19 protein-coding genes are annotated in these 24,774 nt (G+C 63.0%); 18 read left to right on the top strand and 1 reads right to left on the bottom strand.

Annotated elements, in window-relative coordinates; translation table 11 throughout:
* Positions 1-315 precede the first annotated feature (315 nt).
* The 17 genes from AT302_RS20110 (at position 316) to AT302_RS20030 (ending at position 15,539) form a co-directional block, all read left to right on the top strand.
* Positions 316-1,182: an ABC transporter ATP-binding protein gene (locus AT302_RS20110; protein ID WP_157125841.1), complete on the top strand. Its 867-nt coding sequence runs from the start codon at positions 316-318 to the stop codon at positions 1,180-1,182.
* Positions 1,183-1,225: 43 nt separating this feature from the next.
* Positions 1,226-2,008, top strand: a complete 783-nt coding sequence (locus tag AT302_RS20105; RefSeq protein ID WP_058375532.1) for an ABC transporter permease — start codon at positions 1,226-1,228, stop codon at positions 2,006-2,008.
* A gap of 42 nt (positions 2,009-2,050) precedes the next feature.
* Positions 2,051-2,842 (top strand): SDR family oxidoreductase, encoded by a 792-nt coding sequence (locus AT302_RS20100; protein WP_084656354.1) that lies wholly within the window; start codon positions 2,051-2,053, stop codon positions 2,840-2,842.
* Between the two features lie 54 nt (positions 2,843-2,896).
* Positions 2,897-3,454 (top strand): cupin domain-containing protein, encoded by a 558-nt coding sequence (locus tag AT302_RS20095; protein WP_058375531.1) that lies wholly within the window; start codon positions 2,897-2,899, stop codon positions 3,452-3,454.
* Positions 3,455-3,562: 108 nt separating this feature from the next.
* Positions 3,563-4,486, top strand: coding sequence for an alpha/beta fold hydrolase (locus AT302_RS20090; protein WP_058379808.1), 924 nt, complete (start codon positions 3,563-3,565; stop codon positions 4,484-4,486).
* Positions 4,487-4,568: 82 nt separating this feature from the next.
* Positions 4,569-5,438, top strand: a complete 870-nt coding sequence (locus AT302_RS20085) for an IclR family transcriptional regulator (protein ID WP_058379807.1) — start codon at positions 4,569-4,571, stop codon at positions 5,436-5,438.
* Positions 5,435-6,241, top strand: coding sequence for an SDR family oxidoreductase (locus AT302_RS20080; RefSeq protein ID WP_058375530.1), 807 nt, complete (start codon positions 5,435-5,437; stop codon positions 6,239-6,241). The genes AT302_RS20085 and AT302_RS20080 overlap by 4 nt, the downstream gene beginning before the upstream one ends.
* The gene (locus AT302_RS20075; RefSeq protein WP_058375529.1) at positions 6,234-7,886 is read left to right on the top strand and encodes a thiamine pyrophosphate-binding protein; all 1,653 of its coding nucleotides are present in this window, start codon (positions 6,234-6,236) and stop codon (positions 7,884-7,886) included. Before AT302_RS20080 ends, AT302_RS20075 begins: the two co-directional genes overlap by 8 nt.
* The gene (locus AT302_RS20070; protein ID WP_058375528.1) at positions 7,879-8,697 is read left to right on the top strand and encodes an aspartate dehydrogenase; all 819 of its coding nucleotides are present in this window, start codon (positions 7,879-7,881) and stop codon (positions 8,695-8,697) included. Before AT302_RS20075 ends, AT302_RS20070 begins: the two co-directional genes overlap by 8 nt.
* Positions 8,698-8,716: 19 nt before the next feature.
* Positions 8,717-10,213: an aldehyde dehydrogenase gene (locus AT302_RS20065; RefSeq protein ID WP_058375527.1), complete on the top strand. Its 1,497-nt coding sequence runs from the start codon at positions 8,717-8,719 to the stop codon at positions 10,211-10,213.
* Positions 10,214-10,287: 74 nt separating this feature from the next.
* The gene (locus AT302_RS20060; RefSeq protein WP_058375526.1) at positions 10,288-11,292 is read left to right on the top strand and encodes an ABC transporter substrate-binding protein; all 1,005 of its coding nucleotides are present in this window, start codon (positions 10,288-10,290) and stop codon (positions 11,290-11,292) included.
* A 22-nt stretch (positions 11,293-11,314) separates the two neighbouring features.
* On the top strand, positions 11,315-11,659 hold the full coding sequence (locus tag AT302_RS20055; protein ID WP_058379806.1) for a hypothetical protein: 345 nt from the start codon (positions 11,315-11,317) through the stop codon (positions 11,657-11,659).
* Positions 11,659-11,877, top strand: coding sequence for a recombinase-like helix-turn-helix domain-containing protein (locus tag AT302_RS20050; protein ID WP_087688710.1), 219 nt, complete (start codon positions 11,659-11,661; stop codon positions 11,875-11,877). Before AT302_RS20055 ends, AT302_RS20050 begins: the two co-directional genes overlap by 1 nt.
* Positions 11,878-11,949: 72 nt before the next feature.
* Positions 11,950-12,984, top strand: coding sequence for an aromatic ring-hydroxylating oxygenase subunit alpha (locus AT302_RS20045; protein ID WP_058375524.1), 1,035 nt, complete (start codon positions 11,950-11,952; stop codon positions 12,982-12,984).
* 17 nt (positions 12,985-13,001) lie between these two features.
* Positions 13,002-13,460 (top strand): Rid family hydrolase, encoded by a 459-nt coding sequence (locus AT302_RS20040; RefSeq protein ID WP_058375523.1) that lies wholly within the window; start codon positions 13,002-13,004, stop codon positions 13,458-13,460.
* Positions 13,461-13,537: 77 nt separating this feature from the next.
* On the top strand, positions 13,538-14,512 hold the full coding sequence (locus AT302_RS20035; RefSeq protein WP_058375522.1) for a PDR/VanB family oxidoreductase: 975 nt from the start codon (positions 13,538-13,540) through the stop codon (positions 14,510-14,512).
* Positions 14,513-14,567: 55 nt separating this feature from the next.
* Entirely contained in the window at positions 14,568-15,539 is a 972-nt protein-coding gene (locus tag AT302_RS20030; RefSeq protein ID WP_058375521.1) for a VOC family protein, read from the top strand.
* A gap of 79 nt (positions 15,540-15,618) precedes the next feature.
* Here the strand turns inward: AT302_RS20030 and AT302_RS20025 are convergent, their stop codons facing one another.
* Positions 15,619-16,164, bottom strand: coding sequence for a glutathione peroxidase (locus tag AT302_RS20025; protein ID WP_058375520.1), 546 nt, complete (start codon positions 16,162-16,164; stop codon positions 15,619-15,621).
* A gap of 755 nt (positions 16,165-16,919) precedes the next feature.
* On the opposite strand from AT302_RS20025, the gene AT302_RS20020 reads away from it, so the two are divergent.
* Positions 16,920-24,743 carry an ESPR-type extended signal peptide-containing protein gene (locus tag AT302_RS20020; RefSeq protein WP_058375519.1) on the top strand — a complete coding sequence of 2,608 codons (7,824 nt, stop codon included), beginning with the start codon at positions 16,920-16,922 and terminating at the stop codon, positions 24,741-24,743.
* Positions 24,744-24,774: the final 31 nt, after the last annotated feature.

Here is a 24,774-nt window from a genome sequence, read left to right as displayed (position 1 = left end):
GCATCACCCAGTGATCTCACTTTGCGCATTCAATAAGTGGGTTCATCTCGCGCCGGCCGGCATTCGTTGGCCGGCGTTTTTTTCGCCCCTCAAACGCTCTGTTCTCGCGGTAACGCCCATGGATTGGGGTTTCCCCTAGTCAAAAAACAATTTTGACTCCGGCCGTCACTCCCTATAATTGATCCATAAGTAAATCAACGTTTCACATATGAAACGTAGCCGCAAGGCGAAGGACAGGTTGGCAGGCGATGCAGCGAAAGAAAAGCGGCACGCTGCCCGAGGCAAGTTGAACATCCAGAAACACGGTGGTTTCCCATGCTCAGGTCGATTCAATTGCAAGACGCGAACGTAGCCGAGGTGTATGCCGACGCACGTCACACGTCGGCGACGGCACCGCTGCCGTTTGCCATCGAATATCGCGGCGTGACGCGTCGATTCAAAAATCGCCAGGGCAAGGGCGAAATGACGGCGGTGTCGAACGTCTCTATCGGGATCAAGACCGGCGAGTTCGTCTCGCTGATCGGTCCGAGCGGCTGCGGCAAGAGCACGCTGCTCAACATGGGCGCTGGTCTGTACGCGCCCAGCGAAGGGCAGGTCACGCTGGCCGGTAAGCCGGTGCGCGGCCCGTCGCAACAGGTCGCCTTCATGCTGCAAAAAGATCTGCTGATGCCGTGGCGCTCGATTCAGAAGAACGTTGAGCTGGGCATGCAGATTCGCGGCCGCAGCAAGGCCGAGCGCGCTGAAGTGGCCAAGACGCTGCTCGCGCGCTGCCACCTGAAGGGTTTCGAGAATCACTATCCGCACCAGCTCTCGGGCGGCATGCGCCAACGTGCCGCACTGGCGCGCACGCTCGCCGTCGAGCCCGACGTGCTGCTCATGGACGAGCCGTTCTCCGCGCTCGATGCGCAAACGAAGATGGTGTTGCAACAGGATCTCGCGCAGATGCTGGCCGCCGAAGGCAAGACCGCGCTGATGATCACGCACGATCTGGCCGAAGCGATTGCGCTGTCGGATCGCGTGTTCGTGATGAGCGAGCGCCCGGGCACGATCATCGAAGAGATCACGGTCGATCTGCCGCATCGCGACAACCCCATCGAGCGCCGCAAGCAGGCGGGCATGAACGAATACGTCGCCCATCTGATGGAACTGCTCAAGGTCGGCCGCGACGATCACCTCGGTTGATGCCTGCCGGTCATCTCTTGCTCAAGACACTGGAATTCCTGCTATGAAAACCCTCACCAAAGCCCAACTGACCGCTGGCAGTTTCGTGCTGTTGCTGCTCTTCGCGGCCGCGTGGCAATGGGGCCCGACGGCGTTCGGTGTGCCCGAGTTCGTGCTGCCCAAGCTGTCGTCGACGCTCGTCGAAGGCGTGCGCATGTTTCAGGTCGAGAACCTGTGGCTGCACGTCGGCGTGACGGCCCTCGAAGTGATCGCTGGTTTCGTGATCGGCTCGGCGCTCGGCGTGTTGATCGGGGTGATTCTCGGCTTGTCGCCCTCGACCGAAGCGATGCTTTCGCCGTACATCCTTGCGCTGCAAATCGCACCGAAGGTGGCGTTCGCGCCGCTGTTCGTGATGTGGATGGGCTACACCATCTACCCGAAGATTCTCGTGGCCGTGCTGATCGTCTTCTTCCCCGTGATGATCAATGTGCTGGGCGCCGTGCGCTCGGTCGACCCCGACATGGTCAATCTGGTGCGCGCGCTGTGCGGCCGCCGCTGGCAGATCTTCCGCTTTGTCGAATTCCCGTCGGCCATGCAGGCCCTGTTTGCCGGGCTGCGCATCGCCTCGACGCTCGCCGTGATCGGCGTGACCGTCGGTGAGCTCGTCGGTGGCGATCGCGGGCTGGGCTATCTGCTGGTCTATGGCGAAGGGCAGGGCAACACCGCCATGGTGTTTGTCGCCATCGCGGGGCTGACGGTCATCGGTATCGCTGCCTATGCGACCGTGGTCTGGCTTGAGCGCCGCGCACTGCACTACGTTCCGCGTGCGTCGATGAACATCGCTTGACGTGATGACGCGACCCGCTCTTCAGCCAACAAGGAACGCATCGTGACCGAACTGCCCATCCTCCCGCTCGACACTGCCACGCTCGCGCCGCTCGACGGCAAGAAGCTGCTGGTGACCGGCGGCGCGCGCGGTCTTGGCGAAGGCTTCGTACGCGCCGCCGTCGCACGCGGCGCGCAGGTGACCATTGCCGATATCGCGACAGACGCGGGACAAGCGCTCGCTGCCGAACTCCGCGATGCGGGCCATGCGGTCTCGTTCGTTCGCGTCGATCTGTCTGATCCGTCCTCAGTTGAAACCGCTGCCAAGGCGGCCGCCGAACAAATGGGCGGCATCGACGGGCTCGTGAACAACGGCGCCATCACCAACTCCGGCGGCAAGCTCGCCACCGAGTTGAGCATCGAGACGTGGGACGCCGTCATGAATGTGAACGTGCGCGGCACGTGGCTTATGACGATGGCGGCACTGCCGTATCTGCGGGCGTCGGGTCAGGGGCGTGTCGTGAACATCGCATCCGATACGGCGCTGTGGGGCGCACCGCGCCTGCTCGCTTACGCCGCCAGCAAGGGCGCCGTGATGGCGATGACCCGCTCACTGGCACGCGAACTCGGCCCCGACGGCATCACGGTGAACGCGATTGCGCCCGGGCTGGTGGAGGTCGAAGCCACCGCTTACGTGCCGGTCGAGCGTCATCGCCACTATCTGGAAGGACGCGCGTTGCCGCGCGCACAGGTGCCGGACGACGTGGTCGGGCCGGTGCTGTTTCTGCTCTCCGATGCATCCCGTTTCGTGACCGGTCAGGTGCTGCCGGTCAACGGCGGCTTCGTCATGCCGTGACGCGGCACGACGAATCGTCTCCCCTTATTCGCAACGCCTTCAAGGAGTCACAACATGGCGCAAGCCGAAGCTAAAAACACCGCGACGCCTCAGGCCGTCGAGAGCTGGACGCAGGCCGAAGGTCAGCCGTTCAGCGACTGGCTGGACTCGCGTGTGGCGCGTTTTTCGACGCGCAAGTACGACTGGGATGCCCTCAAGTTTCAGGCCGACTACGACCCGAAGTATCGCCGTGCGCAGATGCGCTACGTCGGCACGGGCGGCACGGGGGTGGCCAAGGATGTCAACACGGTGCCCGCCGGTCATTTCACGTTCTCGACCATGGTGATCCCGGCCGGCAACATCGGCCCGAGCCATATCCACATGGACGTGGAGGAAATCTTCTTCGTCATGCGCGGCAAGATGAAAGTGGTCTGCGAGCGTGACGGCGAGACGTGGGAAGCCATTCTCGGTGAGCGCGACCTGATCTCGGTGCCGCCGGGCGTGTACCGCACGGAAATCAACATCGGCGACGAAGACGCACTCATGTGCGTGATGCTCGGCTCGCAAAAGCCGGTCACGCCGACGTATCCGCCGGATTCGCCGCTCGCCAAGATCAAGCGCGAACAGAAGTAAGCACGGGAGCGCTGTTCTTCCCGAAAGTCCGGCGGGTGCAAGCCACAGGCAAGCGCCACGCCGGCAGGAATTTTCTCCGAGTCATTGCAGAAGACGTTACCCGAAGCCATGTCAGCCGAAGCTCTCAAGTCCGAACTGCCCGACGCCAACGACGCCAACGACGGCATCGTCGCCCCGCTTTGCGCGCGACTGAATGCGTTTGCGTATCGCACCATCGTCACGCGTGCAGGGACGGTCGGCTATCGCAGCACCGCCACGGCTGACGACGGGCGCATTGCGGTCGTGATGCTGCACGGCATCGGCTCGGGCGCCGCGTCGTGGCTTGCCCAGTTCGAAGCGGCCGGTCTGGATGTCGCGTTGTATGCGTGGGATGCACCGGGCTACGGCCAGACGTCGAATGTGAGCGATGCCGAACCGCACGCCGACGCCTACGCCGATGCGCTCGAAGCATGGCTCGACGCGCTGGGTCTGGATCGCGTCGCGCTGGTTGGACACTCGCTCGGCGCGATCATGGCGACGAAGTTCGCCAGCCGTGCGCCGCAGCGCGTGCGCGGCCTCTTTCTCTGCTCGCCGGCGGGCGGCTACGGCAAGGCCGATCCGGCAGTCCGAGTGTCGAAGCGCGACAGCCGTCTGGCGATGCTCGACAAACTCGGGCCGGCCGGCATTGCGCGCGAGCGCAGCGACAACTTGGTCGCGCCGAATGCTGCGGACCTGCCGCGCGCTTGGGTGAAATGGAATATGAGCCGTGTGCTGCCCGCGGGTTATCGGCAGGCAACGCATCTGCTGTCGAACGGCGATGTCGCAGGCGAGTTGGCGCAGTACGTGGCCGCCAACGCTGGGCCGGTGGCCGTGGCCGTCGGCGCGCAGGACGGCATTACGACGCCCGCCGCCTGTCAGGTCATTGCCGACGTGGCCGGTGTGCCGTTGCAAATCATCGACGGCGCAGGCCATGCGTCGTATATCGAAACCCCCGACGTCCTGAATGCTGCGCTCGCGGCATGGCTGGACCGGGTGGCGGCGGGAGGGCGTTGAGATGGCACCGGCAACCCCGAAACGCAACACGACCGTGCTGCCTGAAGACGACGCGCGCGACGACATCGATGCGATCGATGCGATGAGCGACCAAGACGCCGAAGGCGATGCCGCTGACGCCGGACCGTCCGAGTCACGCTATCTCGTGCCGGGGCTGGAGCGCGGTTTGCGCATCCTCACGCAGTTCTCGCCGCGCGAATCCGTGTTCAGCGCGCCGGAATTGTCGCAGCGTCTCGGCATTCCGCGCACCACTGTATTCCGTCTGTTGCAGACGCTCGAAGCCATGGGGTTTCTGGAGCGCGCAGGCAGTGAAAAGAACTTCCGTCTAGGCGTTGCCGTGCTGCGTCTGGGCTTCGAATACCTGAGCTCGCTGGAGTTGACCGATCTGGGCATTCCGATCATCGAGCGCTTGCGCGACGCGACCCAACTCACTTCGCACATCGTGATTCGCGATGGCCGCGACATCGTCTTCGTGGCGAAGGCGCAGAGCGTGGCGGGCGTGTTCAATTCGATCAAGGTGAACGTCGGCACGCGCTTGCCCGCCCATGCGACGGTCCATGGCCACGTGCTCATGGGCGATCTGACGCTGACCGAACTCAAGGCGCTTTACCCAGAAAAAACGCTGGAGAAATTCACGCCGCAAACGCCTGAGACGCTCGCCGAGCTTTTCGAGCGCGTGCGCGAAGACGCCGAGCGTGGCTATGCCGTGTCGGCCTCGTCGTTCGAGCGCGGCATCAGCGTGGTGAGCGCACCGGTGCGCAGCGACACGGGCCGCATTTGCGCGGCTATTACGGTCACGATTCCGCGCGCCAACATCGATGCGTCGATGCTCGATGCGGGCCTGATTGGCCAAGTGCGTGAAGCCGCCGATGCGCTGTCGCACCGTCTGAATTACCGGCCGGGCAGTGACGGCCGGACCACCCCCTACATGAAGTCACTGGGATTGAAATGATCAAGATCGACCTTTCCGCACGCGCGGCGCTGGTCACGGGCGGTTCGTCCGGCATCGGGCTGGCCACCGCCGAGCGCTTGCTCGAAGCGGGTGCCGCTGTCGCGATCTGCGGCCGTAACGCCGAGCGGCTGACGCAAGCCGAAGCGCATCTGCGTGAGCGCCATCCGGACGCGCGCCTCATCGCGGCGCAATGCAATGTGCTCGATGCGGGCGACGTTGCCGCGCTCGCCGAGCGCATCCAGCGCGAGTTCGGGCGTCTGGACATGCTGATCAACAACGCCGGTCAGGGCCGCGTGTCGACCTTTGCCGACACCACCGACGACGCGTGGCGCGAAGAGCTTGAACTGAAGTACTTCAGCGTGATCCGTACCACGCGCGCCTGCCTGCCGATGTTGCGCGACGCTGCGCGTGAAACGGGCGATGCCGCGATCGTCTGCGTGAATTCGCTGCTCGCCCTTCAGCCCGAACCCCACATGGTGGCCACCTCGTCGGCGCGTGCCGGTATCCAGAATCTGGTGCGCTCGATGGCGAGCGAATTCGCGCCGGATGGTGTGCGCGTCAATTCGATTCTGATCGGGCTGGTGGAGTCGGGGCAGTGGCGCCGCCGTTTTGCCACGCAGGGCGAAGGCAAGACCTGGCAGGAGTGGACCGGCGAGCTGGCCCGCAAGAAGCAAATCCAGTTGCAGCGTCTGGGCAGGCCTGAAGAGGCGGCCGCAGCGATCTTTTTCCTGGCGAGCCCGCAATCGTCCTACACGACGGGCAGTCATATCGATGTTTCCGGAGGCTTGGCAAGACATGTCTAACAAAACCACCGTCGGCGAAGTCATCGCGGCGTTCCTCGAACAATGCGGTGTGCAAACCGCGTTCGGCGTGATCTCGATTCACAACATGCCGATTCTCGACGCCATCGCGCGTCGCGAAAAAATCCGTTACGTCGGCGCACGCGGCGAAGCCGGTGCACTGAACATGGCCGATGGCCTGTCGCGTGTCTCGGGCGGACTTGGCGTGGCGTTCACGAGCACTGGCACGGCAGCGGGGAATGCCGCCGGTGCCATGGTCGAAGCGCTGACCGCCGGCACCCCCGTGCTGCACATTACCGGTCAGATCGAAACCGAATTCCTCGACCGCGACCTCGCTTACATCCACGAAGCGCCCGATCAACTGAGCATGCTCAAGTCGATCTCGAAGGCGGCCTATCGCGTGCGTTGCGTCGACACGGCGCTTTCGACCGTGCGTGAAGCCGTGCGTGCGGCGCTGACCGCGCCGACCGGCCCGGTCAGCGTCGAGATTCCGATCGACATTCAGGCGGCGGAAATCGAATGGCCGGCCGATCTGGGCGCGCCGCACGTGACGGTGCCGTCGCATGACGAGCAACGCGTGGCGGAACTGGCCGACAAGCTGGCAGCGGCACATCGCCCGCTGCTGTGGCTGGGCGGTGGCGCGCGCGGCGCAGAGGCGGCCGTCAAGCGACTGGTCGACATGGGCTTCGGCGTGGTCACCAGCGTGCAAGGTCGCGGCATCGTGCCGGAAGACCACGCCGCCACGTTGGGCGCATTCAACATCCACCCGACCGTCGAAGCGTTCTACAAGACTTGCGACGCCGTGCTCGTGGTCGGCTCGCGTCTGCGCGGCAACGAGACGCTCAAGTACAAGCTCGGCCTGCCGCGTCCGCTCTATCGCGTCGACGCCGATGGGCTGGCCGACAACCGGGGCTATCGCAACGACTTGTTCGTGCAAGGCGATGCCGCACGCGTACTGAACGCGCTGGCTGACCGCCTGCAAGGCCGCTTGTCGGTCGACCCGGCGTTCCACGCCGATCTGGCCGCTGCGCGCGACGCCGCCGTCAAGCAGGTGGCAGAAGGTCTTGGCCCGTACCGCCAACTCGTGGCAGCGCTGCAAGGCGCACTGGGCCGCGACTTCAACTGGGTGCGCGACGTCACGATCTCGAACAGCACGTGGGGCAACCGCCTGCTGAAGATTTTCTCGCCGCGTGCCGGTGTGCACGCCTTGGGCGGCGGCATTGGTCAGGGTATGCAGATGGGCATTGGCGCGGCGCTGGCCGGCAATGCAAAGAAGACGGTGGCGTTGTGCGGCGACGGTGGCCTGATGGTCAACGTGGGCGAACTCGCGACAGCCGTGCAGGAGAAAGCGCCCGTCATCATCTTGCTGATGAACGACCAGTGCTACGGCGTGATTCGCAATATTCAGGATGCGCAGTACGGCGGCCGCCGTCACTACGTGCAACTGCATCAGCCGGACTTCGCCGCGTTCTGCGCCAGCCTGCAACTCAAGCACGAGCGCATTACCGCGATCGATCAGGCCGAAGGTGCCGTCGCTCGCGCGGTGGCCCACGACGGCCCGGTGCTGCTTGAAGTCGACATGCTGTCGGTCGGCAGCTTCGCGTCGCACTTTGCCGGTCCGCCGGTGCGGGAGCCCGCGAATGCGTGAAATGAATCATCGACCGGTTGATGTCGCGCTGATCGGCTTCGGCGCTATCGGCTCCAAAGTCTACGAAGCCTGCGCGGGCGATCCGAATCTGCGCATTGGCCACGTGATCGTGCCCGAAGACGCTGCGGCGCGCGTGCGCGAGAGCGTGCGTGAAGGCACCGAAGTGGTGTCGTCGGCCGCCGCGCTCACCCGCCGCCCGGACTTCGTGCTTGAGTGCGCGGGTCACAGCGCGCTGTCGGCGCACGTCGTGCCATTGCTGAAGTCAGGCATCGATTGCGCGGTGGCTTCCATCGGCGCGCTGTCCGACTCGGAACTGCTTGCCGCGCTGGAACAGGCTGCCAAGGAAGGCGCATCGACCGTCACGTTGCTCTCGGGGGCCATCGGCGGTATCGACGCGATCTCCGCTGCTCGCGAAGGCGGTTTGGATGAGGTGGTCTACACCGGCCGCAAGCCGCCGTTGGGTTGGCAGGGCACGCCGGCTGAGCAAGTGTGCGATCTGGCGACGCTTGCCACCGCCACGGTGATCTTCGAAGGCAGTGCCCGCGATGCGGCGCGTCTGTACCCGAAGAACGCCAACGTGGCGGCCACCGTGGCCATCGCCGGTCTGGGGCTCGACGCCACGCGTGTGCGCCTGATTGCCGACCCGGCCACCTCGCGCAACGTGCATCACATTGCGGCGCGCGGTGCGTTCGGCGAGATGTCGCTGGAGATGTGCGGCAAGCCGTTGCCGGACAACCCTAAAACGTCGGCCCTGACCGCTTACTCGGCGATTCGCGCGCTCAAGAATCGCGTCGCGAATTGCGTGATCTAGTTCTCGCAGGACAAGCACCATGAGTCATCAAGATTTGCTGCAAGGGTTCTCTAGCGACATTCTGGTCGGCGGCGAATGGCGTGCCGGTTCGGGCACGCGCTATCAGAGTCTGTATCCGGCTGACGAAAGCGTGAACGCGGAGATCGCGGCGGCTGGCGCACAGGATGCGACCGACGCGGTGGAAGCCGCCGATGCCGCATGGCGTCGTGCCGACTGGGCGGGCCTCAAGCCGCATCAGCGTGCCGCTGTGCTGCATTGCGTGGCCGACGGCATCACGCAGCGCGCCGAGGCACTGGCGCACCTGCAACGCCGCGACAACGGCAAGCCGATCAGCGAGACGCGGGCGCTTGTAGCGAGCGCGGCGGGCACGTTCCGCTATTTCGCTTCGTGCCTTGAAACGCTGGAAGAGACGCTCACGCCGTCGCGTGGCGACTATCTGACGATGAGCGTTCACGAGCCGCTGGGCGTGGTGGCCGCCATTACGCCGTGGAACTCGCCGATTGCGTCCGACGCGCAAAAGCTTGCGCCTGCGCTCGCCGCAGGCAATGCGGTGGTGCTCAAGCCTGCGGAAGTCACGCCGCTGGCTTCGCTCGAACTGGGCCGTATCTGCGAAGCCGCGGGTGTGCCGCGCGGTGTGTTGTCGGTGCTGCCGGGCAAGGGCTCGGTGATCGGCGACATCCTCGTGCGGCATCCGAAGGTCAAGAAGGTGGCGTTCACGGGCGGTACTGAAGTCGGGCGAGGCATTGCGCGTCTGGCGGCGGAAAAGCTCATGCCTGTCTCGCTGGAACTGGGTGGCAAGTCACCGACCATCGTGTTCGAAGACGCAGACATCGATCACGCCGTGGCCGGTGTGCTCTACGGCATCTTCAGTTCGTCGGGCGAGTCGTGCATCGCGGGTTCTCGCCTGTTCGTGCACAAGAAGATCTTCGACACGTTTGTCGAGCGGCTGGTCGCAGGCGCGAAGCAACTGCGCGTGGGTGACCCGCTGCGCGAAGACACGCAGATGGGCCCGCTGGTGACGTCGTCACATCGCGAGTCGATCGAGCGTTATGTGGCCATCGGGCTGGAAGAGGGCGGCCGCCTGCTGTGCGGCGGTGAGCGTCCGGCGGGAGATGGTCGCGAGAAGGGCTACTTCTATCAACCGACCATCATCGCGGGGCTGACCAATCAGGCGCGCATGGTGCAGGAAGAAATCTTCGGCCCGGTGCTGGCGGTGCTGCCGTTCGAGAACGAAGACGATTTGCTGGCCGAAGCCAACGACAGCGTCTACGGGCTGGCGGCAGGCATCTGGACGCGTGACTACAAGCGCGCGTGGCGTCTTGGGCGTGCGCTGGAGACCGGCACGGTCTGGATCAACACCTACAAGCAGTTCTCGATTTCGACGCCGTTCGGCGGTTGGAAGGAGAGCGGCATGGGGCGTGAGAAGGGGCGTCTGGGGCTGCTCGAATACACCAATCAGAAGAGCCTCTACTGGGGCATGAACGACAACCCGCTCGGCTGGGCGGGGCAGGTCTGAACAACAAGCTGTGGCATCACAAGCTGCGGTGCACGGGGCATCGCGGTAACCCGAGACTTGAGCGAGGCAGAGATATGTTGTCGATTTTCCGTGCATCGTTGGCGCGTCGCGCCTTTTTGACGGCTGGCCTGTGTGCCATCACCGGGCTGGCCGCCGCGCCGGTCTGGGCGCAACAACCGACCCAGCAGATCACCTATTTGCTGCCGGCCCCGGCCAATCTGCCGGCGTTCGCGCCGCTGATGCTAGCCGAGAAGAAGGGCTACTACGCTGCTGAAGGCCTGTCGGTGCGCTGGCTCACCGTGCAAGGCGGTGCCGACGTTGGCAAGCAACTGGCATCGGGTAACGGTGATCTGGGCGGTGGTCTGGGCGACACGCCCATCGTGCTGCGACCCAACGGTATTCCAATCAAGGGCGTGGCACTCCTCGGCGGTCGCACGCTGCATCAGTTGGTCGTGCGTGACGACGCCAACATCAAGTCGCCGGCCGATCTGAAGGGCAAGACGATCACCGTGCTGGCCTATCAGGACACCGGCTTCTACGCCACGCTGGGGCTGCTGGCATCGGCAGGCCTGACCCGTAACGATGCCCGCATTCAAGGCGCCGGTCCCGCCGGAGTGTGGCAGCAAGTCGCCACGGGCAAGGCCGAAGTCATGGTGGGCACGCCGGAGTGGGCGCAGAACATCGAAGACGCCGGTGTGAAGATCACCATGACGTCGACCGACAAGTATTTCCCGGGCATGGCGCAGGCGATTCTCGCCTCGGACAAGACCATTGCCGAGAAACCCGAGATGATCCGCAAGTTCGTGCACGCCACGCTCAAGTCGGTCGCCGAGATCATGCGCGACCCGGCCGGTGCGGCGAAGGATTACTGCGCGGCGGTGCCCGCGTACAAGGGCCGCGAAGCTGAGATCGAAAAAATTCTCACGTACTACGCCCGCAATGTGTATCCGGGCCAGCAACGCCTCGGTGCATTCGATCCGGCGCGCGTGACGAAGCTTCAGGACTTCTACGCACAGGAAAAGGTCATTCGCGAAAAGTCGAATCCGGCCGACCTGTACACCAACCAGTTCGTGCAGTAAGGCAGGCGTCCCCATGCAACCGATGACCGAGAACGCTACGCCGGTGGATGCCCCGCAGACGATGTGGCTGACGGTGGTTCTGCGTCACGACCAGTCGAACAATCTCGACGCGTTTCAAGAGCGCCTGAAGGCCGCCGAGTGGTGGGAGCGCTTTCCGCCGGCGGGCGTGAAGGTGGTCTCGTGGACGGTGGCGATGGGCTTCGGCCAGATCGTGACGCTGGAGCTGCCACCGCACCTGCTGCCGGTGGTCAACGTCGAGCTGGAGCGCTCGGCGTGGGGGGTGTTTCGCACCGAGTGTTATCCGACTTACGACTTTGTACCCGTGCACGCACGCATTCGCGAACGGGTTCGCCAAGGAGGGAAATGATGGACCGTTATCTTGACCCGCATCAAGCGCGTCGCCATGTGCCGACGCAATACGAAAGCCTGCTGGGCGACGCGATCGAGCGCGCCTATGCCGCTGGTACGCATGATCTGGCTGGCCTCGTCGCCTACCTGAATCGCACGGGCCCCGGCCCGCAAGAGGGCGAGCTGTGGACCGAGGCGGTCTACAAGGCGCAGATCGCCCGTATGGCCGAAGCGTAACAACATCACCTGACGATGCGCTCGCCCGCTGGCATAAGCCCCGGCGCGGCGCCGACGATGAAGAGGTCCCCCATGACTATGCAACAACCCATTCTCACTGCCGACGCCATCCTCGAGCGCGGTCTGAAGAATCTCTGGTATCCGATTTGCCCGTCGCACATGGTTGGCCGCGAGCCGGTCTCGCTGCGCCGTCTGGGCAAGAAGCTCGTGTTCTGGCGCGATCAGGACAACAACGTGCACGCGCTCGATGACCATTGCCCGCACCGCGGCGCGCCGCTCTCGAAGGGCATCGTGATGGGCGATCGCATCGCCTGCGGTTATCACGGCGTGCAGGTGCGCAGCGACGGCACGGTGATGCGTGTGCCGGGCAGCCCGGGCTGCAAGCTCGAAGGCTCGCGCCCGACGCAGGCGTATCACATCGTTGAGCGCAACGATGCCATCTGGCTGTACAACGCGACGGAAAACATCGACACGCCGCCGCCGCTGGTGCTGCCGGAAGAACTCGACGCCGATGGCGAATTCTCGTCGTTCCTCTGCTACACCGAGTGGAAGGGTGACTACCGTTACGTGCTCGATAACGTGATGGATCCGATGCACGGCACGTATCTGCATAAGCAGTCGCACTCGATGGCCGAGGGCGATAACACGGCGGCGTTCCGCATTCGCGACACCGACCGTGGCTTCGTGTTCGAGAAGGAAGGCCAGCGCGATGTGAACTTCGACTGGACCGAATGGGCAGACACCGGCACGCACTGGATGCGGCTGGAGATTCCGTACCCGAAGACGGGCGGCCCGGGCGGCAACTTCGTGATCGTGGGCAGCTACACGCCGATCTCGCCGACGCTCGCCGCCGTTTTCCACTGGCGTTGTCGCAAGTTGCAGGACTGGCAGCGCGATACGTGGCGCTTCCTGTATCGCAATCGCCTTGAGGCGCGCCACTGGGCCGTGCTGGAACAAGACCGCGTGATGCTTGAAGACATGGAGCTCGATGCGAATCAGAACGAGCACTTGTATCAACACGATATGGGCATCGTGCGTCTGCGCCGCCATCTGAAGAATCTGGCGAAGGCAGAACTTGAGCGTCTGCAACAGGGTAAGGCGGCGTAAGCCGCACGAGACGACACATGTCATCGAACGCACAAGCGGTTGCGGCACCGAAGGCTGAACGCATTCACGCGCCAACCGTGCCCGATCTGGGCACGGCGACGTGGACGAACGGCATTCGCTTCGGCAACGAGATTCTGATGTCGGGCATGACTGCGCATCCGGCGACGCGCAACGCCGCGCAACCTTTGACGACGTACGAGCAGACGCTGGTCGTGCTCGGCAAGATCCGGGCGCTGGTCGAAGCGGGCGGGGGGCATCTCGGCAACATCTACAAGCTTGTGGTGTACGTGACCGATATCGCCGACAAGGATGACGTGGGCCGTGCGCGCCGTGAGTTTTTTGCGGACGTGGCGGCGAATGGTGGTGCGTATCCGTGCTCGACGTTCGTGGCAGTGAGCGGGCTGGTGTTTCCCGAGTTGCGCGTGGAAATCGAGGCGTTCGCGCGTCTCGATATGGATTTGTCCAAAGCCGGTTGACGGGAACGACCCCCGAGGCCGGTGAATATCAATACCGACGCAGGACACCCCTGCGAGCAACATCAGAGAGCTGGGTCATGAGCAAGTCAAACCTGAGCGCCATGGTGCGCACGCTTCGCTACGAGGCGGCCGGCATCATGAGTATCGAACTCGTGCCTGCCGCTGGCGGCGACGCGCAGTCCAGCACGTTCCCGGACTTCACGCCGGGTGCGCACATCGATCTGCACTTGCCGAGCGGGCTGCTGCGCAGCTATTCGCTCGTGAATGCGCCGGGGGAGAACAACCGCTACGTGCTCGGCATCCTCGCCGATCCGAAGAGCCGCGGCGGGTCGCGCTTCATCCACGACAACTTCCGCGTGGGCATGACGCTCGATATTTCGGCGCCGCGTAATCATTTCGAACTCGACGAGAGCGCAGCGCATACGGTACTCGTCGCGGGGGGCATCGGCGTGACGCCGATTCTGTGCATGTATCGTCGTCTGCGCGCGCTGGGCCGCAGCGTGAAGTTGCTCTACTGCGCGCGCACGGCACAGCAGGCCGCTTTCATTGACGAGATCCGCGCGCTGGGTGGCGACGTCACTTATCACTTCGACGATCAGCAGGGCGGCAAGCCGGCATCGTTGGCGAGCTTCCTCGCCGGGCAACCCGCCGGCACGCATGCCTATTGCTGCGGCCCGGGCGTAATGCTCGACGCCTTCGAAGCGGCATGTGCCGACGCCGGTATTGCCAACGTGCATATCGAACGATTTGCGGCGGCACCCGATGCGCCGCCGCCCGCGACCAGCGAAGGCTATGTCGTCAAGCTGGCGAAAAGCGGCAAGGAGATCGCCGTACCTGCGGGCGCAACGTTGCTCGACACGCTGCTTGCTGCGGGCATCGATGCCGAGCACAACTGCATGGAAGGCATCTGCGGCGCGTGCGAAACACGCGTGCTGGAAGGCTGCCCGGATCACCGTGACTCAGTGCTGAGCGCGGGCGAGCGCGCTGCAAATAACGTGATGATGATCTGCGTGTCCGGTTGCAAGGGCGACCGTCTGACGTTGGATCTTTGAAACCGATTTATCCCGACCTATCCCGACCTATCCCGACTTCTCACCCGAGACTGCCATGACGATTCTGGGCATCGAACAGATTACTTACGGGGTGACCGACCTCGACACCTGCCGCCGCTTTCTCGCCGACTGGGGCCTGACAGAAGTCTCTTCCGACGCCGACCGCGTGCGTTTCGAAACGCTCAACGGTGGCCGTGTGCTGGCCGTGCGCCACGACGATCCGTCGCTGCCGCCTGCGATGGAAGAGGGCCCGACGCTGCGTGAGGTGACGTGGGGCGTGGCGACCGCCGACGAGGTCACCGCCATTGCCGACAAGCTGGCGGGGCAGCCGGGGTACTACTTCGCAGAAGGTGCCACGGGATGTATCGACCCGAACGGTTTGGCCGTGCGCGTGGAAGTGAGCACCAAGCGGGCGCTGGACGTGCAGGGCGCGCCGACGAACCCGTGGGGTATTCCCGCGCAGCGCGTGAATACGCCGAGCCCGGTGTACGAGCGGGCGCAGCCGATTGAAGTCGGGCATGTGGTGTTCTTCACCAATGCGCTTGCAGCGACGCAGAAGTTTTATGAGGACACGCTGGGCTTCGAGCTATCCGACCGTTATCCGGATCGCGGCGCGTTCATGCGCTGCGCACCGCACGGCGGGCACCATGATTTGTTCTTGCTGGCGTTGCCGAATGGAAAGCGTGGGCTGAACCACGTGGCTTTCACGGTGCGAGATATCCACGAAGTGTTCGGTGGCGGCATGCACATCGATCGTTGCGGCTGGGAGACGCAACTCGGCCCGGGCCGTCACCCGATCTCATCGGCGTATTTCTGGTACTTCAAGAATCCGTGCGGTGCACTGATCGAGTATTACGCGGACGAAGACGTGTTGACGCCGGAGTGGCAGCCCCGCGACTTCGAGCCGGGACCGACGGTGTTCGCGGAGTGGGCCGTGGATGGTGGTATCGACGGCACGTCGCGCCGTCAGAAGAAGGGCGGCGAAGCGCCGACCGGCAAGTTCATGACCGACACGGCCAAGCGCTGAGCCGGTCATCGCAGGCGCGCCGATCCGGGGGGAACGGCGCGCCCGCACCTATCCGCACCAATCTTTTCGGCGCGCTGGCTTACTTGGCCAGTTCGGCGTCGATGGCGGCGACCAGACGCGGATCGTCAGCCTTCACGTCGGGCGAGAAGCGCGCGACGACTTGGCCGTTACGGCCAACCAGAAACTTCTCGAAGTTCCACAGCACATCGGCGGGGTTCTCCCGCTCGACGCCAAATCCTTTCAGACGTTCACGGAACGGGCCTTCGCCCGTGGCTTCCGGCTTGGCATCGACCAGTGCCGCGTAGAGCGGATGACGGTCGTCACCGAGCACAGAGATCTTGGCAAACAGCGGGAACGTCACGTTGTACTGCGTGGAGCAGAAATCCAGAATCTCCTGATCCGTGCCCGGCTCTTGTCCCTTGAAGTTGTTCGCAGGGAAAGCCAGCACTTCAAGCCCCGCGCCGCGCTTGTCTTCGTACAGACGCTCCAGCCCTTCGTATTGCGGCGTCAGGCCGCACTTTGACGCGACATTTACCACCAGACGTACCTTGCCGGCGTAATCGCCCAGCTTGGACGGGCTGCCGTCGTTACGGTTGACGGCGATGGTTTCGATATTCGTGCTCATGCGTGAATTCCTTTTTCGAGAGTGACCCGGGAGTGGCAACGATCAACGAAGTCGAGTGTATCGGAAGCCCGGAAACGGCGCTGACGGCGCCCGGATCAGGGTACCGATTTATATGGATTGCTTGATTCGAGACGAAATGTAAGGCGCATGTAAGCAAAAGGGGGTTGCACATTCAGGTTGCACTTCCGGAGTTAAATCGGGAGGGTCGAGGTCTTGATGAGTTTTCTCGTTTCTTACGTTGCCGTTACATATTTTGGGAAATTTTTTTGACCGAGTGTTGTTTCGGTTGGACAACGAAGATTTCAATGAAATCAATGCTTTATTTTCCTTTGTTGATTCCCGATTGACAGTCGTGAAAGCTTGTGAAAGTATTCGCGAAATTAAAAATAGTTACCGCATATAACAAGCGCACAGCGCTGATCGACGGCGCGGGTCAATAAAACGGGGTTGTCCGAATGGTTCGTACTGCTTTTCAGACGTCTGACGCGTTTGCTGCTTTTGCACGAGCGCAAATTTCCTTTGCCGCACGGCAAAACAACGCGTCGTCAGCGCTTTCCGTCCTGCCCGACCGACTCACCTACTTGTCTGGCGTCATGACGCACTAGCGTCGGCGCACCGTCCCGCCTTCATCGCCCCTTATCAACGGACTTCGCCCGCGTGGCGGAGCTTTTGCGTTGATTTGACGGACGTTCAGGCGTGGACCGTACCGAATTCGCAATCTGTCGCATTAAAAGAATACTTATTAGGGGAATCAGATGAATCACGTCTACCGCGTGGTGTGGAGCGCCAGTCTTGGCATGTATCAGGTCGCATCGGAAATCGCGTGCGGCCATAGCGGCAAGTCGCGTTCGGTCGATCGTCGCCGGGCGCGCAAGGCGGCCGCGGCCGCAGCACTCGCGGTACTGTCGGGGGTGGCTCATGCGGTGCCGCCCTACGCGGGGATCCTCACCCAATCGGATAACAGCGGTTACGCGCTGAACCCCGGCACCGCAACGGGGTGGTTCCCCGTGTGGGACTGGAACGGTACCGATCTGAACGTCTCGATGTCCGGCGTTAAGACGGTGAACTTCAACAACCTGACTGGGCAGATCGCGGTTGGCGCTGGCGCCGCGATCTCCGGCGGCACAGAGGGCGTTGCCATTACGGCAGACAGCGTCCTGTCGAATCAGTCGGGTCTGACGAACAATGGCACCATCTCGGCCACACAAACTGGCGTGACCGTCGCCGGGGCGCTGGGCTCGATCGTCAACAATGGCTTGATTTCGAATGGCTTGTTCAACGCGGCTGCCGTTCAGGTCTCGGGCACTGTTGGGACGCTGACGAATACCGGCGCCATCGCCGGCGCGAGCGACCGCGGCAACGGCGTTTCCGTGGCGGCAGCGGACCCTGCCGTGCCTGCCAAACTCAATAACATCGGCAACACCGGTACGATTTCCGGCGGCACCAACGGCATCAGCAACACGGGCGGGACGATCGGCACGATCGCGAACAACGTTGCCGGATCCGCGACGGGCACGATCAAGGGGCAGGTCGGCATTCTCAACACGACCGCGTACGTCGGCAGCACTACGGTGAACGGCGCGCTCGATCGTGTCGAGAACTCCGGTGTGATCACCGGGACGGATGTCGGTATTGCCAACGCATCGACGATCGGCACGATTCACAACAACGCGTCGGGTGTGATTTCGGGCACTGGCTCGTACGGGGTCCGCAACGCCCTTGGCTTGATTTCCGCGATCGAAAATAGCGGGAGTATCTCGGGTGGTGTTTTCGGTGTCCAGAATCTGAGCACCATCACGTCGATCGACAATGCGGGCGTGATTGCTGGCAATTCGGTCGGGGTGGTCAACACCTCGCGAATGGGGACGTTGACCAACACCGGCGCGATTCAGGGCAAAACTACTGCGGCGGTGGCCAACGGTGTGCAGAACTACGGCATTCTCGGCACGCTGTCGAACAGCGGGCAGATCCTTGCCAGTTCTGTGGCCGGTAACGGCAGCAGTGGCGTGTATAACGCCAATCGCATTGATTCACTGAGCAACGCAAGCGGCGGGCTGATCCAGTCGGATCTTGGCGTGTTCAACGATGGCAGCGGGCACTCCATCGGCACGCTGACCAACGCAGGCACGATTTTCGGGCAGAGCGCGGGGGTGCGAAACCTCGGGGGTACCATCACGTCGATCGTCAACGCGGGCGCGAACGGTAACGCCGCCGCAGGGACGATTTCGGGTTCGGGCAGTGGCAGCCAAGTTCACGGTATCGACAATTCGGGCTACCTCGTCGGGGGAACGACCTTTAATGCCACGATCGGCACGATCACCAATGGCGGCTTGATTTCGGGCGATACGTACGGGATCAACAACAGCTACGGCACGATCGGGTTGATCAGCAACCTGGCAGGCGGGACGATCTTCGGGGGTATGGCTGCCATCGTTTCGGGCACCGGCGGGATCGGCACGATCAACAACGCGGGTGTCATTCAAGGTGACGTTGTGCACCTCGGGATGCAAGATCTGACGATCACGGGTGGCACGGGCAGCACGTATGGCACGTTCATGGGAAGCATCATGAACGCCAATTCGAATTTGCGACTGAGCAGCGGCAACATCGTGCTGAACGAAGCCGTCGATCTGATTGGCATGCGCACGTTGTACAACAGCGGCGCCACGTTGCACCTCGACGGGATGATCCCGGTCTACGGTAACTATCAGCAGGACGCAGGCGGCACGCTCGAAGTCGGTGTGGCGAACGGTGCCGTCACGACAGGCAATATTCAGACGGATTTCGGCTACGGTCGATTGCTGGTCTATGGCAACGCAACGGTGGCGGCGGGCTCGACCGTCTCGATCAAGTCGATGGGCTACACGCTGGCGGCCGGTCAGCGCTTTATCGTCATCGACGCGGATACCGCCACTTACAATGCCGGCGCGTTGAACTACCTTGTCAGCAACCCGACACTCACGGGTAGCGGCGCGCAACTGCTCATCAACGGGCGCCAGGATCTCGTCGTCACATTGCTCGGTCCGAACTATGACGCCACGATGGGGGGCCTGTATGGGCTGACTGTTGGCACGCCCACCAGCGTGCCGTCGGTCTTCAGCTTCGACGGCTCGAACCTCGCCGTCACGGGCACGACGTTTGCCACGATCGCGGGCAGCCTCGGGACGATCACGAACACGGGCACCCTGACCGGCACTTACGCGTTTTCGGTCGCTGGTACGGGCAATATCGCCAGTATTGAAAACGACGGCACCATCGCGGCAACCGGTCCGAGTAACTCTGGCCTCTTCAATGGCGGCACGATTGGGACGTTGACCAATCGGGGGCAAGTTTCCGCGGTAGCGTTTGCCGCAGTGAACAACGGCGGTTCGCTGACGCGTCTCGATAACAGCGGCACGCTTACCGGCTCGACGAGTGGTCTTGCCAACACCGGTGCGTTGGGTACCGCGGTCAACAGCGGGAAGATGTCCGGCCAATGGGCCGTGGCAAACGGGGGGAACGGCTATTCCAATTCAGTGCTGAGTACGCTGACGAACAGCGGCACGATTTCGGGCACGGCGCGAGGCGTGAGCAACCTGGGTGGCACGATCACAACGATCAACAATCAGGCCGGTGGCTTGATTACCGCGACCGACACCAGTGGGTTTGTCAGCGGGATCGTCAACACGAGCGCTGCCGTTGGCACGCTGACAACTCAGGGAACGATCGGCACGATCAACAACGCCGGCGTGATTTCCGGCTTCTACGGCATCAGCAACGACTACACGATCGGCGCGATCAACAACCTCGCAGGCGGATTGATCACCGGCGTCGGCGCCGCTATTTCGAATCAGGTAGTGACATCGTCGATCGGTCAGATCAGCAACGCAGGCACCATCGCGGGCGCGATCATCAACCGCTCACCGAATGCGCTGCGCATCAGTGGTGCCACCGACTCGACGTTCGGCACGCTCACAGGCTTTGGCGGTAGTGTCGGCACCATCTTTAGCACCAGTGCCGACTTGCGCTTCAACGGCGGCAACCTGCTGCTCAACGACAATCTCGAACTGGCCGGTTTGCGTACCGCTTACAACGATTCGTCGGTGGTGCAGGTGAATAACGTGCTTCAGGTGACGGGTAACTACACGCAGGCGGCCACGGGCACGTTGCAAATTGGTGTGGCGAGCGGGGCGAGCACGACGGGCAATTTCGGCACTGACAGCGGCTACGGCCGTCTGGTCGTCACGGGCAACACTTATATTGCACCGGGTTCCACGATTGCACTGCAATCGCTGGGCTATGCCTTTGCAGGCGGCCAGCGTTACGTCGTTATCGATACAGCGGGCACCAGTAACTACAACGAAGCGACGCTTCGCTATGTCGTGAACGGCTATCCGTCGTTGTCCGCGAGCGGTGCGCGTGTGGGCAATGGCGCCAAGATCGACCTGGTCGTCACCATTTTCTCGCCGAACTACCTCGGTACCATCGCCGGCACGACGCCGCTGGTGGCAGGCACGCCGATCGATGCATCGCCATCGTGGACATTTGACGGGGCAAACCTCACCGTCACGGGGACGACCTTTGGGTCGATCAACGGCTCGCTCGGTACGCTTACGAACAATGGCACGCTCACGGGTACATCGGCACTGTCCGTTGGCACTAACGGTGGCGGCATTGCCCGCATCGAGAACAATGGCCTGATTCATTCGACAGGCGCGACCAGTTCGGCCCTCTACAACGGCGGTGTGGTCGGTTCGATGTTCAACGGCGGTACATTGGTTTCGGACAACATGTCCGGGATCAATAGCGTGACGGAGATGACCCGTCTGGAAAACGACGGTCTCATCTCCGGCAGGATGTCGGGCGTGTACAACAGCGGCGTGATCTCGTCCGCCGTGAACACCGGCACGATTTCAGCGACGGATGGCACGGCGAATGCGGTGGGTATGGTCAACACCGGACAGTTCGGCTTGCTCACCAATACCGGGCTGATCAGCGGGTATAGCGGGCTCGTGAACTGGGCGTCGGGCAATGCCACACCGGTTACCTCGCTCGGCACACTGACGAACAGTGGCACCATTGCGGGAGACGGCGGCACGATCTTCAGCTCAACGGCGTACGGTGTCGGGAATTTCGGCGGCACCATTGGGACCATCAACAACCTCGCTGGCGGCAAGATCTCGGGGACTGGCGGCGGATTCTCCTCCGGGATTCAGAACAGCACGTTGACCATTGCCGGCACGGTGTACGGCGGCACGATTGGTGCGATCAACAACGCGGGTCTGATCACGGGCGATTACTACGCGATCATGAACTCCGACCGGATCAACACGATCAACAACCTCGCGGGCGGTGTGATCACCGCGCTCGGCGGCGCGATCTCGAATCAGGTCGCGGGCGCCAGCATCGGTCAGATCAATAATGCGGGCACGATTGCGGGCTGGATCATCAATCGCTCGAACAATGATCTGCGCATCAGCGGTGCCACCGACTCGACGTTCGGTACGCTCACGGGCTTTGGCGGTGGCGTGGGCAACATCGTGAGCACCAGCGCCGATGTGCATTTCAATGGCGGCAACCTGCTGCTCAATGACAACTTTGACCTCGCAGGTTTGCGCACCGCTTATAACGATTCGTCGGTGTTGCAGGTCAACCGCGTGCTTCAGGTGGCCGGCAATTACTCTCAGGCCGCTGCGGGCACGTTGCAAATCGGCGTAGCGAGCGGTGCCAACACGGCCGGTAATTTCAATACCGACAGCGGTTACGGGCGTCTGGTCGTTTCGGGCAACAGCTACATCGCACCGGGCTCGACCATCGCGCTGCAATCGATGGGCTATGCCTTTGCGGGTGGTCAGCGTTACGTCGTCATCGATACGGCAGGCACAAGTGACTACAACGAAGGGACGCTGCGCTATGTCGTGAACGGCTACCCGACGCTGATCGCGACCGGAGCGCGCGTCGCCAACGGTGCCAACAACGATCTGGTGGTCACGCTCTTCATGCCGACCAACGTCGGTACCATCGGCGGCAACACGCCGCTGGTCTCGGGAACACCGATCAATGCCTCGCCAGTGTGGGCGTATGACGGCGCAAACCTCACGGTCACGGGGACGACCTTCGGCTCGATCGGCGGCGCGCTCGGTACGCTCACGAACAACGGCACGCTGACCCGTCTGGAAAACAGCGGGCTCATCTCCGGCAACACGTTGGCCGTGAACAACAACGGCGTCATCACCTCCGCCGTGAACACCGGCACGATTGCGGCGACGGATGTTTCGACGTACGCGATCGGTCTGCTCAGCAGCGGACAGATCGGCTCGCTCAGCAATAGCGGGTTGATCAGCGGGTTTAACGGGATCTTGGTCACGGCGGCGGGCAACCCGACGTCGAGTGCGACGCTGGGCACGCTGACGAACAGCGGTACTATTGCGGGTGCTAGCGGCACGATCAGCAACGCGGCGCAGGGCGTTTCGAATTTTGGCGGCTACATTGGTGCGATCAACAACCTCGCCGGCGGCAAGATCACCGCTACCGGTGCAGGCGTGCCCTCCGGGATTGGCAACAGCGCGTCGGTTATCGCCGGTACGCTGTACGGCGGCACGATTGGTGCCATCAACAACTCGGGGCTGATCACGGGTGATTACTATGCGATTTCCAACTCCGCCCAAATCAACACGATCAACAACGCCGCCGGTGGCGTGATCACGGCACTGGGCGGTGCGATCTCGAATCAGGTGCTGGGCGGCACCATCGGTCAGATCAATAACGCGGGCACGATCGCGGGCTGGATCATCAACCGTTCGGGCACCGATCTGCACATCAGCGGCGCTACCGACTCGACGTTCGGTACGATCACGGGCTTCTCCACCTACCCCGGCACCATCGTGAGCAGCAACGCGGATGTGCACTTCAACGGCGGTAACCTGCTGATCAACAACAATTTCAACCTGAGCGGTACGCGTACGGCTTACAACGATTCGTCGGTGTTGCAGATCAATCGTCCGCTTCAGGTCGCAGGTAACTACGCACAGGCGGCAGGGGCAACGTTGCAAATTGGCGTGGCGGGCAACGCCGTGACCACGGGCGATATGACGACCGATAGCGGTTACGGCCGCCTGGTGGTGAGCGGCAACACGACGCTCACCTCGGGTTCGAAAGTCGCGCTGCAATCGTTGGGCTACACGTTCGCCGCAGGTCAGCGTTACGTGGTGATCGACACCGCCGGTACGGCCAACTACAACGCCGATTCGCTGGTGTACAGCGTCAACGGCTCGACGACGCTGGCCGCGACCGGTGCCTCGGTGGCCAATGGCACCCATCAGGATCTGGTGGTGACGCTGGCGCAAGGCTCGGGCAACAACGGCGGCAACAACGGTGGCAATAACGGTGGCAGTAACGGCGGTACCCCGGGCGGCAGCGAAGGCGGCAACAACGGTGGTCAGCCGTCGTTCGACCCGCGCACCAATGCCACCATCGCGTCGAGTCAGAATGCCGTGTCGTCGCTGCGCGGGCTGCTGGGTTATACCGGCGTGAGCGATCCGCAGTTGCTCAACCTGTACAACGCCACGTTGGGTTCGCTTAGCGATAAGTCGACGGGTTCGGCCAATCGCGTCGGCCAGCAACTTGCCCCGGCACAGCACACGCGTGCCGCAGGTGCCGCCACGTTCGATTCGCTCGGTGTGGTCAACTCGCACGTCAACAGCCTGCGCGTTGCGCAGGCCGGTGGCACGGGCGTGGCGACTGGCGACAGCGCTTCGAACTGGGCGGCATGGGGTCAGGCCTTCGGCGGTCACGCCAGCCAGTCGGCGCGTGACGGTGTCGACGGCTACAGCGCCAACTACGGTGGCCTGCTGGTCGGTGCCGATCGCGCGTTCGGCGATCACTGGCGTGGCGGTGGTGCATTCCAGTTCTCGCGCACGGTCATCAACAACGACGGCAGCACGTCGGGCAACAGCACGGGTGTGAACGGCTACGGGTTGATCGGCTATGCCGCCTTTACGGGCGAGCCGTGGTACGTGAACCTGTCGGGCTCGGTCGTGATGCAACGCTACGACACGAAGCGCATCGTGACGATGCAAGGCTTCAACGGCATGGCCAACGGCAACTTCAACGGCCAGCAATACGTGGCCAGCGCCGAGTTCGGCTACCCGTTGGCGGTGGGCCGCGCAGTCGTGACGCCGCTCGCCAGCCTCACGTATAGCTATCTGAACCAGAACAGCTACACGGAAACGGGCGGTAACGGCGCGGCGTTGTCGGTGGGCAGTGCGTCCGCCAGCTCGGTCCGTAGCGCGCTGGGTGCGAAGTTTGCCCTGCCGTTCGAGACGTCGTATGGCAGTCTGGTGCCGGAGCTGAGCCTGCGTTGGGTGCACGAGTACAACCGTACGCGTCAGGCCACGGGAGCGAGCTTCGCGGCTGACCCGATCGGTCAGACGGGCTTCACGACGGTGGGCGCAACGCCGGTGTCGGACCTGGCAGATGTTTCGCTGGGCCTCACGCTGGTGCGCGCCAACAACCTGACGGCATCCGTGCGCTACCAACTGCAAGCAGGTTCGGGCTTCATCTCGCACACGGGTATCGTGCGCGTGCAACAGCGCTTCTGATGCGTCAGTGCTTTTGATGCGTTGATGTAAC

Origin of the sequence: Pandoraea norimbergensis, from assembly GCF_001465545.3 — a bacterium.
In the GTDB taxonomy this organism is placed as follows: domain Bacteria; phylum Pseudomonadota; class Gammaproteobacteria; order Burkholderiales; family Burkholderiaceae; genus Pandoraea; species Pandoraea norimbergensis.
Note: the sequence above shows the minus strand (reverse complement) of the source record. Positions and strands in the feature narration are given on the sequence as shown.